At 73.1% G+C, this 12,904-nt stretch carries 12 protein-coding genes; 8 read left to right on the top strand and 4 right to left on the bottom strand.

Annotated features, from left to right (window positions below):
* Positions 1-88: 88 nt before the first annotated feature.
* Positions 89-1,054 (bottom strand): helix-turn-helix transcriptional regulator, encoded by a 966-nt coding sequence (locus tag ACFVVX_RS29435; RefSeq protein WP_387949938.1) that lies wholly within the window; start codon positions 1,052-1,054, stop codon positions 89-91.
* 93 nt (positions 1,055-1,147) lie between these two features.
* Here ACFVVX_RS29435 and ACFVVX_RS29430 point away from each other — a divergent pair, with 93 nt between their 5' ends.
* Entirely contained in the window at positions 1,148-2,641 is a 1,494-nt protein-coding gene (locus tag ACFVVX_RS29430) for an MFS transporter (protein WP_387949936.1), read from the top strand.
* 59 nt (positions 2,642-2,700) lie between these two features.
* Here the strand turns inward: ACFVVX_RS29430 and ACFVVX_RS29425 are convergent, their stop codons facing one another.
* Positions 2,701-3,294, bottom strand: a complete 594-nt coding sequence (locus ACFVVX_RS29425; RefSeq protein WP_387949934.1) for an HhH-GPD-type base excision DNA repair protein — start codon at positions 3,292-3,294, stop codon at positions 2,701-2,703.
* A gap of 693 nt (positions 3,295-3,987) precedes the next feature.
* Here ACFVVX_RS29425 and ACFVVX_RS29420 point away from each other — a divergent pair.
* The 5 genes from ACFVVX_RS29420 (at position 3,988) to ACFVVX_RS29400 (ending at position 9,157) form a co-directional block, all read left to right on the top strand.
* On the top strand, positions 3,988-4,257 hold the full coding sequence (locus tag ACFVVX_RS29420) for a hypothetical protein (RefSeq protein WP_387949933.1): 270 nt from the start codon (positions 3,988-3,990) through the stop codon (positions 4,255-4,257).
* Positions 4,258-4,448: 191 nt separating this feature from the next.
* The gene (locus ACFVVX_RS29415; RefSeq protein WP_387949932.1) at positions 4,449-4,787 is read left to right on the top strand and encodes a DoxX family protein; all 339 of its coding nucleotides are present in this window, start codon (positions 4,449-4,451) and stop codon (positions 4,785-4,787) included.
* Between the two features lie 376 nt (positions 4,788-5,163).
* The gene (locus ACFVVX_RS29410) at positions 5,164-7,734 is read left to right on the top strand and encodes a germacradienol/geosmin synthase (protein WP_387949931.1); all 2,571 of its coding nucleotides are present in this window, start codon (positions 5,164-5,166) and stop codon (positions 7,732-7,734) included.
* 137 nt (positions 7,735-7,871) lie between these two features.
* On the top strand, positions 7,872-8,669 hold the full coding sequence (locus ACFVVX_RS29405; protein ID WP_387949930.1) for a VOC family protein: 798 nt from the start codon (positions 7,872-7,874) through the stop codon (positions 8,667-8,669).
* Positions 8,669-9,157, top strand: coding sequence for a DinB family protein (locus ACFVVX_RS29400; RefSeq protein WP_387949928.1), 489 nt, complete (start codon positions 8,669-8,671; stop codon positions 9,155-9,157). Before ACFVVX_RS29405 ends, ACFVVX_RS29400 begins: the two co-directional genes overlap by 1 nt.
* A gap of 102 nt (positions 9,158-9,259) precedes the next feature.
* Here ACFVVX_RS29400 and ACFVVX_RS29395 read toward each other — a convergent pair whose 3' ends face one another.
* Positions 9,260-9,988: an ArsR/SmtB family transcription factor gene (locus tag ACFVVX_RS29395; RefSeq protein ID WP_387949926.1), complete on the bottom strand. Its 729-nt coding sequence runs from the start codon at positions 9,986-9,988 to the stop codon at positions 9,260-9,262.
* A 65-nt stretch (positions 9,989-10,053) separates the two neighbouring features.
* Here ACFVVX_RS29395 and ACFVVX_RS29390 point away from each other — a divergent pair, with 65 nt between their 5' ends.
* Together ACFVVX_RS29390 and ACFVVX_RS29385 are read left to right on the top strand one after the other, a co-directional pair.
* Positions 10,054-11,433 (top strand): hypothetical protein, encoded by a 1,380-nt coding sequence (locus tag ACFVVX_RS29390; protein WP_387949924.1) that lies wholly within the window; start codon positions 10,054-10,056, stop codon positions 11,431-11,433.
* Positions 11,430-12,212: an isocitrate lyase/phosphoenolpyruvate mutase family protein gene (locus ACFVVX_RS29385; RefSeq protein WP_387949922.1), complete on the top strand. Its 783-nt coding sequence runs from the start codon at positions 11,430-11,432 to the stop codon at positions 12,210-12,212. Before ACFVVX_RS29390 ends, ACFVVX_RS29385 begins: the two co-directional genes overlap by 4 nt.
* 112 nt (positions 12,213-12,324) lie before the next feature.
* Here ACFVVX_RS29385 and ACFVVX_RS29380 read toward each other — a convergent pair whose 3' ends face one another.
* Entirely contained in the window at positions 12,325-12,822 is a 498-nt protein-coding gene (locus ACFVVX_RS29380; RefSeq protein ID WP_387949920.1) for a carboxymuconolactone decarboxylase family protein, read from the bottom strand.
* Positions 12,823-12,904: the final 82 nt, after the last annotated feature.

Genomic DNA, 12,904 nt, shown 5'->3' with positions numbered 1-12,904 from the left:
AGCCACTGCGGAGCATTGGCGACTGACGACAACGCGGCGAGGTGCGTGCCCGGGCGTCGCCAAGCAGGCGGGAGTTTGAAGACGGACCCTAGGCCGCGCCGGCCGCCCGGGAGGCGCGGGCGGCCAGGGCGCGCAGGTGGGCGTGCAGCTCCGGGGGCTCGTGCACCTCGAACTCGCAGCCGAGCATCAGCAGGCGCATGGCCAGCCATTCGAGCGAGTCCCCGCGGGAGCGCAGACGGCAGCTCTCCTCGTCGATCGGCTCGACCTCGGAGTCGCCGTGGCCGCCGATCCGGCGCTCGGCGCTCGCGGCCGGCGTGTGCAGGGTCGCGACCAGGGTGTACGTCGGCGCGAGGCGGCGGAGCTTGCTCGCCACGTACGCGGCCGCGTCCTCGGCGGGGAGCTCGCGCGGGGTGAAGCGGGCGCCGGTCGCGCAGGGCTCGCTGATCCGGTCCACCCGGAACAGCCGCCAGTCGTCGCGGTCGAGGTCGTACCCGACCAGGTACCAGCGCCGCCAGGCGGAGACCAGGCGGTTGGGCTCCACCTGGCGCCTGGTCTCGGCGCCGTCGCCGGCCCGGTAGCCGAAGCGCAGCCGCTCCCGGTTGGTGACGGCGTTGGCCAGCACGGTGAGGTCCTCCGGGTCGACGGTCGGCCCGTCGCCGGTGAGCAGGGGCACGGTGGCCGCGTTCAGGGCGGCGACCCGGTGGCGCAGGCGGCCCGGCAGGACCTGGAGCAGCTTGCCGAGGGCGCGTACCGAGGCCTCCTCGATGCCGACCACGGCGTGTCCGGCCGCCGCCCGGAGGCCGACCGCGATGGCCACCGCCTCCTCGTCGTCCAGCAGCAGCGGCGGCATCGCCCGCCCCGCCACCAGCCGGTAGCCGCCGATGGAGCCCATCGTCGCCTCGACCGGGTAGCCCAGTTCGCGCAGCCGGTCGATGTCGCGGCGGATGGTGCGCGGGCTGACCTGGAGGCGTTCGGCCAGCTCGCTGCCGGGCCACTCGCGCGGGGTCTGGAGGAGGGACAGCAGGTTCAGCAGGCGTGCCGGAGTGTCTGTCATGGCGTCCAGGATGCCGGACAACGCGGACAGGATCTGACCTACATCCCCTCTATCGTCGCAGACGTGCCGAAGAGCGAGGTAGAGGAGTACGCAATGAAGTCCGATGCGGCGGTTGCCGACCGGCGGAGGTGGATCGCGCTGGCGATCGTGATGACCGCCTCCTTCATGGACCTGGTGGACGTCACCATCGTGAACATCGCGGTCCCGAGCATCCAGGCGGACACCGGCGCCTCGTTCAGCGCCGTCCAGTGGGTGACCGGCGGCTACGCCCTGGCCTTCGCGATCGGGCTGATCACCGGCGGCCGGCTGGGCGACATCTACGGCCGCAAGCGGCTCTTCCTGCTGGGCATCGGCGGTTTCACCGTCGCCTCCGCGCTCTGCGGCCTGGCCGGCGGCGCCGAGATGCTGGTCGCGATGCGGGTGCTGCAGGGCGGGACGGCGGCGCTGATGGTGCCGCAGGTGCTGTCGATCATCCACGCGACCTTCCCGGCGGAGGAGCGCGGCAAGGTGTTCGGCCTGTTCGGCGCGGTGGTCGGCCTGGGCGCCGTGTCCGGCCCGCTGATCGGCGCGCTGCTGACCGAGTGGGACCTCTTCGGCCTGGCCTGGCGGCCGATCTTCCTGATCAACCTGCCGGTCGGCATCGCCGGGCTGCTGCTGGGCCGGGCGTTCATCGGGGAGTCGCGGGCGGAGAAGGCGCTGAAGCTGGACCTGGTGGGCGTGGTGCTGGCCAGCGCCGGCCTGCTGATGCTGATCTACCCGCTCACCCACGGCCGGGAGGCCGGCTGGCCGCTCTGGGGCTACCTGTCGATGGCCGGGAGCCTGCCGGTGTTCGTGCTGTTCGTCGTCTACGAGCGGGTCAAGACGCGCCGGGACGGCTCGCCGCTGGTGGAGCTGTCGCTGTTCCGGGTGAAGAGCTTCGCGGCCGGCATCGGCGTGCAGCTGACCTTCGGGGTGGTCTCCGGGATCTTCTTCCTGGTCTGGACCCTGTACATGCAGCTGGGCCTGGGCTGGAGCCCGCTGAAGGCCGGCACGACCGGCATCCCGTTCTCGATCGCGGTCTCGGCGGCGGCCGGGCTCTCGGTGCAGCAGCTGGTGCCGCGGTTCGGCCGGAAGGTGCTCCAGGCGGGCGCGCTGGTGATGGCGGCGGGCGTCCTCACCTACATCTGGGAGGCCGAGCGGTACGGGACGGCGATCGCGCCGTGGCAGATGGCGCTGCCGCTGGTGGTGATGGGCCTCGGGATGGGCCTGATCGTCGCACCGATCACGGACGCGGTCCTGGCGGAGGTGCCGCGGGAGCACGCCGGTTCGGCCTCCGGGCTGATCAACACGGTGAACCAGGTGGGGATGGCGCTGGGGCTCGGCCTGGTCTCGGTGGCGTTCTTCGGTGCGATGCCCGAGACACCCGCGCCGGCCGAGGTCGGGACGTCCTTCAACGGGGCGTTCGTCCACGCGATGTGGTGGGTCCTGGGGGTGCTGGTGGTGGTCTTCCTGCTGATGTGCGCGCTGCCGAAGCGGAAGGCGGCGGCTGCCGGGGCGCCGGCGGTCGAGGACTCGCCGGCGGGGGAGCGGGAGCCCGTCCTGGTCTGACGGCGTGCGGTGACGGGCCCCGGTCGCGATGCGCGGCCGGGGCCCTCGTGCCGGTGGGGTCAGACCTTGGCGGTCTTGGCCTCCTTGGCGGCGCGCTTGACCTCCTGCTTGTGCGCGCGCACCTTCTCCAGGGACTCCGGGCCGGTGATGTCCGCGACCGAGCGGTACGCGCCCTCCTCGCCGTACGCGCCGGCCGCCTCGCGCCAGCCGGCCGGGGTCACGCCGTACTGCTTGCCGAGCAGCGCGAGGAAGATCTGCGACTTCTGCTTCCCGAATCCGGGAAGGGCGTTGAGGCGGCTGAGCAGTTCCTTGCCGGTCGCGACGCCCTGCCACACACCGGAGGCGTTCCCGTCGTACTGCGCCACCAGGAACTGGCAGAGCTGCTGCACCCGTTTGGCCATCGCGGCCGGATAGCGGTGCACGGCAGGCTTGTCGGAGAGCAGGGCGACGAAGGCCTCGGGGTCGTGGACGGCGATCTCGTGCGCGTCCAGGTCGTCGCGGCCGAGGCGCTGCGCGATGGTGAGCGGTCCGGTGAACGCCCATTCCATGGGCACCTGCTGGTCGAGCAGCATCCCCACGAGCGCGGCGAGCGCGCTGTGTCCCAGCAGTTCGTCGGCCTCGGGCTGCTGGGCAAGCCGGACGGTGACGTTCATGGGCCCTCCTCGGGGTGTGGAGACTCGGGTCGCCGCCCAGTCTGGTGGACGGGCGAGAAGGGGTGGGGTCAACACGCCCAGGGGAGCGGAAACATGGGAAACCTTGGAACGGCTGGATGGTTCGTCGGCGGACTTTGTCCATGGTGATGAATCGCGTGCGTATTCGACCGTTTCCGCGCGCGGGGAGGCCGGAATTTCGTCCGACCGGGCACCGGATGTGACCAGTCGCGCCAACGGGCGTCACGTGGCGGACTGTTGCCGTCCGGGCGGGTCGAGTCGCGCCGGCGGTGCGCGGCCGACGGCGCTCTGCGGCGGCTGGAGGTGCGGGTCCGTCCGGCGGGTGCGGCGCGGGCCTGTGAGCGTTGACAGGTGGAGCGAATCGGGCTGACAATCAATCAAGAGTCAAATCCGACTTGGATGTTGATCCGAGTCGGAGTCGAAATCCGATGGGGTTCTGGCCGCTGACGGCACGCACCTCGTGGCGATCGCCACGGAGCCGTGCAGCCGGCACCCGGAGGGTTCGGCGCTCAGGCGGGCGACTGTGTTCGCGCCGCCGATCGAGACCTCCGCGCCCGCGGTGGTTTCGACGCAGTGTGCGCAACACCAGCGCATCTCGGGGGGGCTGTGGTCGAACCCGCCGAGGTGCGTGCCGGTCGACCTCAGTCCTCCCTCAAGCGGAGAGGACATGGGTCAGTGAACTTGAGCGAGTGGATCGCCCTCACAGCGGCGGCCGTGCTCGGGGTGGCGGCGGTCATCAGCACGCTCCTCGACCAGCTCATCGCTCTGAGCGCGAAGGCGACCGAGGCCGTGAAGTCGCTCCGTGAACTGCGGGCGGCCTGGAACGGCGACTCCGACGACTCCCCGGCCGATCCGCCGGACGCATCCCCCGACGCCGTCAGGCCGATCCTCCGGCAGGCGCCGGACGCGGGGGCCGACTGCGCGCCCGAGCCCCGGGCCTCGTGAACCCTTCGGCGGTGAGGGGGCGTGCGCGGCCTCGCGACAGGGCGGTGTGCCGGGCGGAGAAATTCTTCGGGGTTCGTGTCACACCCGCGGGCTGCGGCGGGTCAGAGGAGTGAAACAAGCGCAAGGCACTCCGGCCGGGGCGGGCATCGCACCGGTGAGCCGCACGATTCGCCCGACGAGGAGCACCTCCCATGTCTGTCACCTACGTTGTCATCACCTCCCTGGCCGCCTTCATGGCGGGCTTCTCCGGCGCCTCGATCTTCTTCCGGGCCGGGTTCGTGGTGGACCCGCTGGTCGAGTACGGCGTCCCGCGGGCGTGGTGGAACTGGCTCGGTGTGGCGAAGGTCGCCGGCGCGGCAGGCCTGGTGGCGGGCTTCTTCCTGCCGGTGATCGGGGTGCTGGCGGCGGTCGGACTGGTGCTGTACTTCGCCGGCGCGGCGATCACCGTGCTGCGGGCGCGCTCCTTCGGCCACGTGCAGTGGCCGCTGATCTACATGGCGCCGGCGGTCGCCTCCCTGTTCCTGCTGTAGACCCGTCCGGTCCCCGGCCGGAACGACGCGCCTGAGAGGGGCGAGCGGATCACCGCTCCGCCCCTCTCGGCGTGTCCGGGCACGGCACTGCAACGCGCTCGGCGCGGGACTGGCCGAGCGCCGAACTCCTGGCCCGTCCCGTACGGATGAACTCCGTGCCAGTCCCGTACAGATGAACCAGAACCAACCGTTCAATCGGGCTGCTGTTCGACATTTCCGGGTCAACGCGGGCCAACTCGTATGACTGTTGTTGTTTTTCGGTGGAGATCGTTGCCCAGGGGTAATGCTGAGCCGACCGGGTGGCGGGCGCATCGGCGCGGAGAACGGGTCCGCCCTGCCGGTCGGCCTCCTCGACGCGTCCAGAAAGGCTCGCCCGGTGACTCAGCCGTTCGAACTTCCCTCCTTCTACGTGCCGCACCCGGCACGCCTCAACCCCCACCTGGAGGAGGCCCGCGCCCACTCCACCGCGTGGGCGCGGACGATGGGGATGCTGGAGGGCTCGGGCATCTGGGAGCAGGCCGACCTGGAAGCCCACGACTACGGCCTGCTCTGCGCCTACACCCACCCGGACGCCTCCGCCGAGGCGCTCTCGCTGGTCACCGACTGGTACGTGTGGGTGTTCTTCTTCGACGACCACTTCCTCGACATCTTCAAGCGCACCAACGACCGCGAGGGCGGCAAGGCCTACCTGGACCGGCTGCCGCTGTTCATGCCCGCCGACCCGTCCGCCCCGGTGCCCGAGCCGACCAACCCGGTCGAGGCCGGTCTGGCCGACCTGTGGAGGCGGACCGTCCCGGCGATGGGCGAGGACTGGCGGGCACGGTTCGCCGAGAGCACCCGCAACCTGCTCAACGAGTCGCTCTGGGAGCTCGCCAACATCAACGCGGGCCGGATCGCCAACCCGGTCGAGTACATCGAGATGCGCCGCAAGGTCGGCGGCGCGCCCTGGTCGGCCGGTCTGATCGAGTACGCGGCCAACGCCGAGGTGCCTCAGGCGGTTTCGGGCTCCCGCCCGCTGCGGGTGCTGATGGACGCCTTCTCGGACGGCGTCCACCTGCGCAACGACCTCTTCTCGTACCAGCGGGAGGTCGAGGACGAGGGCGAGCTGAGCAACGGCGTCCTGGTGCTGGAGACCTTCCTGGGGTGCTCGACGCAGGAGGCGGCGGAGGCCGTCAACGACCTGCTCACCTCGCGGCTGCAGCAGTTCGAGAACACCGTCTTCACCGAACTCCCGTCGCTGTTCGCCGAGACCGGGCTGGACCCGGAGGAGTGCGCCCGGGTACTGGCCTACGTCAAGGGCATGCAGGACTGGCAGTCGGGCGGCCACGAGTGGCACATGCGCTCCAGCCGGTACATGAACGGCGGTGGTGCGGCGGCGGATTCGGGCAACTGGTGGGATCCGTTCGCGATCGGCGGGGTGGGCACCTCGGCGCTGGACCTGCTCCGGAGCCGGACCGGAGGCGGATTCCCGGGTGGACTGGGCGAGTTGGGATCGCTCAGCGGGGTGAACACACTGGACGGGACACCCGGTTGCCCCGGCGGCGTCGAGCCGGCGCTGCGGCGGGCGCGCTCGCACAGCCACGTGCCCTTCCAGCACGTCGGGCCGTCCCGACTGCCGGACTTCAAGCTGCCGTTCACCGCCCAGCTGAGCCCGCACCTGGACACCTCCCGGGCCGGCACCGTGGCGTGGGCCGACGAGATGGGCATGCTGGAGGCCCAGCCGGGGGTGCCGGGCTCGGACATCTGGACCGCCGAGAAGGTCGCCGACTACGACTTCCCGCTCTGCTCGGCGGGCATCCACCCCGACGCCACCGCCGAGCAACTCGACCTCACGTCGGCCTGGTTGACCTGGGGCACCTACGGCGACGACTACTACCCGGCGGTGTTCGGGCGGACCAGGGACCTGGCCGGGGCGAAGATCCTGACCGAGCGGTTCTCGGCCTTCATGCCGGTCGACGACAGTCCGGCGCCGGCGCCGGTGAACGCCCTGGAACGCGGCCTGGCCGACCTCTGGGTGAGGACCGCCGGGCCGATGGCGTCCGGCGCCCGGCAGAAGTTCCGCGCCGCCGTCGAGGACATGGTGCTGAGCTGGGTCTGGGAGCTCAACAACCAGGCACAGCACCGGATCCCCGACCCGGTGGACTACATCGAGATGCGCCGCAAGACCTTCGGGTCCGACCTCACCATGAGCCTCTGCCGGATCGCCCACGGGCAGGACGTGCCACCGGAGGTCTACCGGAGCGGGCCGATGCGCTCACTGGAGAACTCAGCCGCCGACTACGCGTGCATGATGAACGACCTGTTCTCGTACCAGAAGGAGGTGGAGTACGAGGGCGAGGTGCACAACATGGTGCTGGTGGTGCAGAACTTCTTCAACTGCGACTACCCGACGGCCGTGCACATCGTCGACGACCTGATGAACTCGCGGGTGGCCCAGTTCCAGCACGTGGCGCAGAACGAGTTCCCGGTGCTGTACGACGACTTCGACCTGGGGCCGGAGGCGCGCGCGATGCTGGACGGCTACGTGAAGGAGCTGGAGAACTGGCTCGCGGGCATCCACGTCTGGCACCGGGACTGCCACCGGTACGGCGAGGCGGATCTGCGGCGGCACTTCGGCGGTGGGGCGGTGGCCGGATCGGAGCCCGTGCCGGTGGGCGCTGTGCCGGTGGACGCCCCGCCGGTGGAGGTGCCGGTGGAGGTGCCGGTGGACGTGCTGCCGGTCGGTGCGGTGGCGGTCGGTGCGGTGCCGTTCGGGCCGAGCGGGCTGGGGACGTCGGCGGCGCGGCTGGCGGCTGCGGCGGCTGCGGGCGCCACCCCGGGGGCGCCCCAGCGCGCGGCGGAGGCACTGCCGCGTCCGGCGCTCGCCCCGACCGGCCCGAGCGGCTTCGGGACGGCGGGCGCGCGCCCGCCGTTCGGCTCGCCGGCGGCGGCCGCGCCGGTCGGGTAGCGGCGCAGGCTCCTGCGACGGCCCGCCGGGGTGTGGACCCGGCGGGCCGTCGCCGTGTGCGTCGAACGCGCGCGCTCGGACGGTGGACTCGATACTGTGGCGAATCGGGGCAAAACGTCACATGAGAGGGCAGAGAGATGGCCGCGCTACCTGAGGGCACGCCCTGTTGGGCCGACGCGATGTTCACCGACCTGGACGGCGCGAAGGCGTTCTACGGCGACGTGCTGGGATGGACCTTCGGCGAGAGCTCGTCGGAGTTCGGCAACTACACGACGGCCTACTCGGACGGCAAGGCGGTGGCCGCCGTGGTGCCGCCGATGCCCGGCCAGGAGGCGCAGTCGGCCTGGTGCCTGTACCTCGCCTCGCCGGACGCCGCCGCCACCGCGGACCGGATCCGCGCCAACGGCGGCGAGGTGCTGATGGGGCCGATGCAGGTCGGCGACTTCGGCACCATGGTGATCGGCAAGGACCCGGGCGGCGTCGCCTTCGGGGTCTGGCAGGCGGGCAACCACGAGGGCTTCGAGAAGCAGGGTGCGCCGGGCGCGTACACCTGGGCCGAGGTGCTCACCCGGGAGCCGGGCAAGGCGGACGCCTTCTTCCCCGCCGTCTTCCCGTTCGGCGTGAAGCGGATGGACACCGAGCAGGTCGACTACAAGATCTTCCAGGTCGGCGATCAGCCCGCGCTCGGCCGGATGAAGGTGGGACCGGACGACCTCCCGCCCGAGGCGCCCTCGTACGTGAGCGTCTACTTCGCGGTGGACGACTGCGATGCCGCCGTGGCCAGGGTGACCGCACGCGGCGGCAAGCTGTTCTTCGGTCCGATGGACAGCCCGTTCGGCCGCTTCGCGGCGGTCGGCGACCCGCAGGGCGCGGCGTTCGGCCTGATCGACCTGGGAAAGACGGCCGGCGACATGCCCGTCATGGCGGACGCCTGATGGGCGGGGAGCGGGCCGAGCTGGTCCGGACGCTGGACAAGCACCGCGGCTTCCTGCGCTACACCGTCCGCGACCTGACCGACGCGCAGGCCGCCCAGCGCACCACGGCCAGCGCGCTCTGCCTGGGCGGCCTGATCAAGCACGTCACCGGGGTCGAGGAGCGCTGGATGCGGTTCGCGGTCGGCGGCGCGGACGCGATGGAGAGCGAGCCGGTCGACTGGGAGGGCCAGTTCCTGATGGGGGACGGCGAGACGCTGGCCGGGCTGCTCGCCGAGTACGAGCGGGTGGCGCACGAGACCGATGAGCTGGTCTCGACCCTGCCCGACCTCGACCTCAGCCACCCGCTGCCGGCGGCGCCCTGGTTCGAGCCGGGCGCCGGCTGGTCGGTGCGGCGGGTGCTGCTGCACATCCTCGCGGAGACGGCGCAGCACGCCGGGCACGCGGACATCATCCGGGAGTCGCTGGACGGCGCGAAGACGATGGGCTGAGGGCTGAGGGCTGACGGCTGACGGTCCGCGGTTCACGGGTTCACGGGTTCACGGGTTCGTGGTTCGTGGGCTCACGGCAGAGGGCGGCAGGCGGGGCGGCCGTCAGCCGGTCGGGCCCGGACCGGCGCCGGGCGCCGCGTCGAGTCGTACGCCGAGCAGCTCGCGGAACGCCCGGTCGCCGGCCGCGGTGACCCGCAGCGCCCGCCCGCTGCCGATCCGCTCCACCCAGCCCTCGTCCAGGGCCGTCCGGCAGAGGGCGGCCCCGAGCGCCCCGCCCAGGTGGCTGCGGCGCTCGGTCCAGTCCAGGCAGCTGCGGACGACCGGGCGGGTGCTCCTGCGGCCCGTCCGGACCGGCAGGTCGATGCCGATACCGGCCAGCCACCCCCGGCCGAGCTCGGTGACGGCGAGCCCGGCGTCGTCCGCCACCAGCCCGCGCTCCAGCACGGCGTCCGACACGGCCACCCCGAGGCGGCCGGCCAGGTGGTCGTAGCAGGTCCGGGCCCGTGCCTCGGCGCTCAGCCGGGTGGACTCGCGCAGGGTGCGCGGCCGGGCCCGCCCGGAGGAGGCGGACTCCGCGTACGCCGACAGGTCCTCGATCAGGGTGGCCACCGCGGGGTCGGCCAGCCGCACGTACCGGTGGCGCCCCTGCCGCTCCTCGGCCAGCACGCCCCCGGCGACCAGCCGGGACAGGTGCTCGCTGGCGGTGGACGGCGCGACCCCCGCGTGCCGGGCCAGCTCGCCCGCGGTCCAGGCCCGTCCGTCGAGCAGCGCGGTGCAGAAGGCGGCACGGGTCGGATCGGCGAGCAGTCCGGCGAACTCGGCTAGCGACATGCCCCCATCGTGCCGCAGCCACGGTTCGGCGGACGCCGAAACGTTCCGCCCCTAGCGTGGGCCCCATGACCACCCCCGTTGTAGTCCTCGACCGGTACGACGATGTGACGGCCGCCCTCGCCGACCCCGCCCTGGTGCCGGTGCCCGCCGAGCCCGGACCGCCGGGCGGCGTGGCCTGGCTGCGCGCCACCGTGGCCCGGTTCAGCGCGGGTGGGACGCACACCGGTCGCCGCGCCCTGGTGGAGGCCGACCTCGCCCGCCTCGACCCCGCCCGCCTGCGGCTCGCCGCCGCCGCGGGCTTCGAGGCGGACGCCCGGCTGCGGGCCGTCCGGGTGCTGGCACAGGCCCTCGGGCTGGCGGAGCCGGAGGCCGTGGCGCGGGCGGTCGCGGTGGTGGCCGGGGCGTACTTCGCCGACCGGCCCGAGGACCGGGAGGCCGATGCGGCGATGGCCTGGCTGCTGCCCCGGATGCTCCCCGACGCCGCGGAGCCCTCGCCCGAACACGCGGCCAACCGGATCGGCCTCCTCGTCCAGGCCTGCGACGCCACCGGGCGGCTGGTCGACCACGCCCGCCGCGCCGCCGCCCAGGGAGCGCCCCCGGCCGGGCTGCTCGCCGAGACGCTGCGCCAGGACCCGCCGGTCCGGGCGATGCGGCGGCAGGCCGTCCGGGCCACCACCGTCGGTGCGGTGGCGATCCCCGCCGGTGCCGAGGTCGTCCTGGAGACCGCCGTCGCGGCGGCGGGGTGCCCGGGGGCACCGACCCTGGCCTTCGGCGCCGCGCCCCGGGTCTGCCCCGGACGGGAGCACGCCCTCGCGCTCGCCTCGGGGATCCTGCACGGAGCGTCCGAGGTCCCGGCCTCCGACGCCTCGGACCGTACGGGTGGCGCCCCGGTCGGCGCTGCTGATGCTGCGGCCCCCTCCGCTGCCCCGGTCGGCGCTGCTGACGCTGTGGCCCCCGCCGCCGATGCCCCGGCCACCGACGGGCGCGATCCCGCCGAGGTGGTCACGGCCATGGTCGGCCACGTCCTGGCCCTCGCCGCCGGCTGGACCGACTGGGACGGCCGCCCGCTCACCGCCGACGGCCGGACGTACACCCCGCACAAGGCGATCCGCCGGGTGACCGACCATCTCATCGACCACCTGGCCGAGTTGGAGGCCCGGCTGGCCGGCGAGGCCACCCGGCCCGACCACTGGCACGCCTCCGCCGTCACCACCCCGGCGGACCTCGCGCCGTTCACCGCGGCCGACCTCGACGAGGCCCGCAGCCGCCTCACCCGCCTGGGCCGGGTCTGGGCCGTGCGGCTGGCCGCCCTCACCCCGGCCCAGCTCGACCGGTCGCCCGGTACCGGCTGGACCTTCCGCCAACTCGCCTTCCACGTCGCCGAGTCCGCCTACTACGCGGACGCCGTCGGTGACCTGACCCGTCAGGACAAGGTCGGATCATGAGCTCCTTCGCTGCGCTCCACCACCGCCCGGGCGCACCCCTGTTGCTCCCCAACGCCTGGGACCACGGCTCCGCCGCCGCCCTCGCCGGGCAGGGCTTTCCCGCCATCGGCACCACCAGCCTGGGGGTGGCCGCGGCCGCCGGCCTGCCCGACGGTGTGGCGGCCACCCGCGAGGAGACCCTCCGCCTCGCCCGGCGGCTGGCCCGGGGGCGGTTCCTGCTCTCCGTCGACGTCGAGGGCGGCTTCAGCGACGATCCGGCCGAAGTCGCCGCCCTGGCGGTCGAGCTGGCGGAGTTCGGGGTGGCGGGCATCAACCTGGAGGACGGCCGTTCGGACGGCACGCTCGCGCCCGTCGCCCTGCACACGGCGAAAATCGCCGCCGTGAAGGCCGCCGCGCCCGGGCTCTTCCTCAACGCCCGGACGGACCCGTACTGGCTCGGGCTCGACCGGCCGGAGGCGGAGGCCTGGCACCGCCTCGCCGCCTACCAACAGGCCGGAGCGGACGGTGTGTTCGTGCCCGGCCTGGCCGACCCGGCCGCCATCGGCGCGCTGGTGCAGCGCCTCGCCGTCCCGCTCAACGTCCTCCACTCCCCGGCCGGCCCGGCGCTCGCCGACCTCGCCGCGCTGGGCGTCGCCCGGGTCAGCCTCGGCTCGCTGCTCTACCGGGCCGCGCTGGCCGCCGCGGTGGACGTCGCCACCGCCGTCCGCGCGGGCCGGCCCGTCACCGCCGAGGTGCCCGGCTACGAGGAGGTCCAGGCGCTCCACCGCGACGGGGTCTGACGGCTCCCGGCCCGGCTGTTCCTCGCGGTCGGGGGCGCCGGTGCCGGCCCGCTGCTCGTTCGGTGCCGGCCCCTGGCTCGTTCGGTGCCGGTCCGCTGTTCGCTCGTGGGTGTCAGCCTGCCGCCCGCTCGTCGGTGCCGGGGACCTTGGCGGTGCTGAGGGCGATCCGGTTCCAGGTGTTGATGGTGAAGATCAGGGCCAGCAGCCGGGCCAGCTCCTCCTCCTCGAAGTGCGCGGAGGCCCGCTCGTAGACGGCGTCGGGCACGCCCCCCTGGCCGATCAGCGTGACGGCCTCGGTGAGGGCCAGGGCTGCCTGCTCCTTCCCGGTGAAGAAGTGCGCGGCGTCCTTCCAGACCGCGACCATGTGCAGCCGCTCCTCGCTCTCGCCGGCCTTGCGCGCGTCGGAGGTGTGCAGGTGCAGGCAGTAGGCGCAGCCGTTGAGCTGGGAGGCGCGGATCTGGACGAGCTCGACCATGGCCGGGTCGAGGCCCTCGCGGGCGGCGGAGTCCAAGCCGATCAGGGCCTTGAAGGCCTTCGGGGCGGCCTTGGCGAAGTTCATCCGAGGGGCCTTGGCGCTGGTGGCGGCGGCAGGTGCGGTGCTGTTCGTCATGACCGTGAATCTACGGAGACATCGACCCCCGTGCCGGGTGCATCTCCATGTCGAAATCCTGGGTCAATTCCGCGGGGCGGGG

This window comes from Kitasatospora sp. NPDC058170, from assembly GCF_042883905.1.
Taxonomy (GTDB): domain Bacteria; phylum Actinomycetota; class Actinomycetes; order Streptomycetales; family Streptomycetaceae; genus Kitasatospora.
This window is presented reverse-complemented; position numbering and strand designations above follow the sequence as displayed.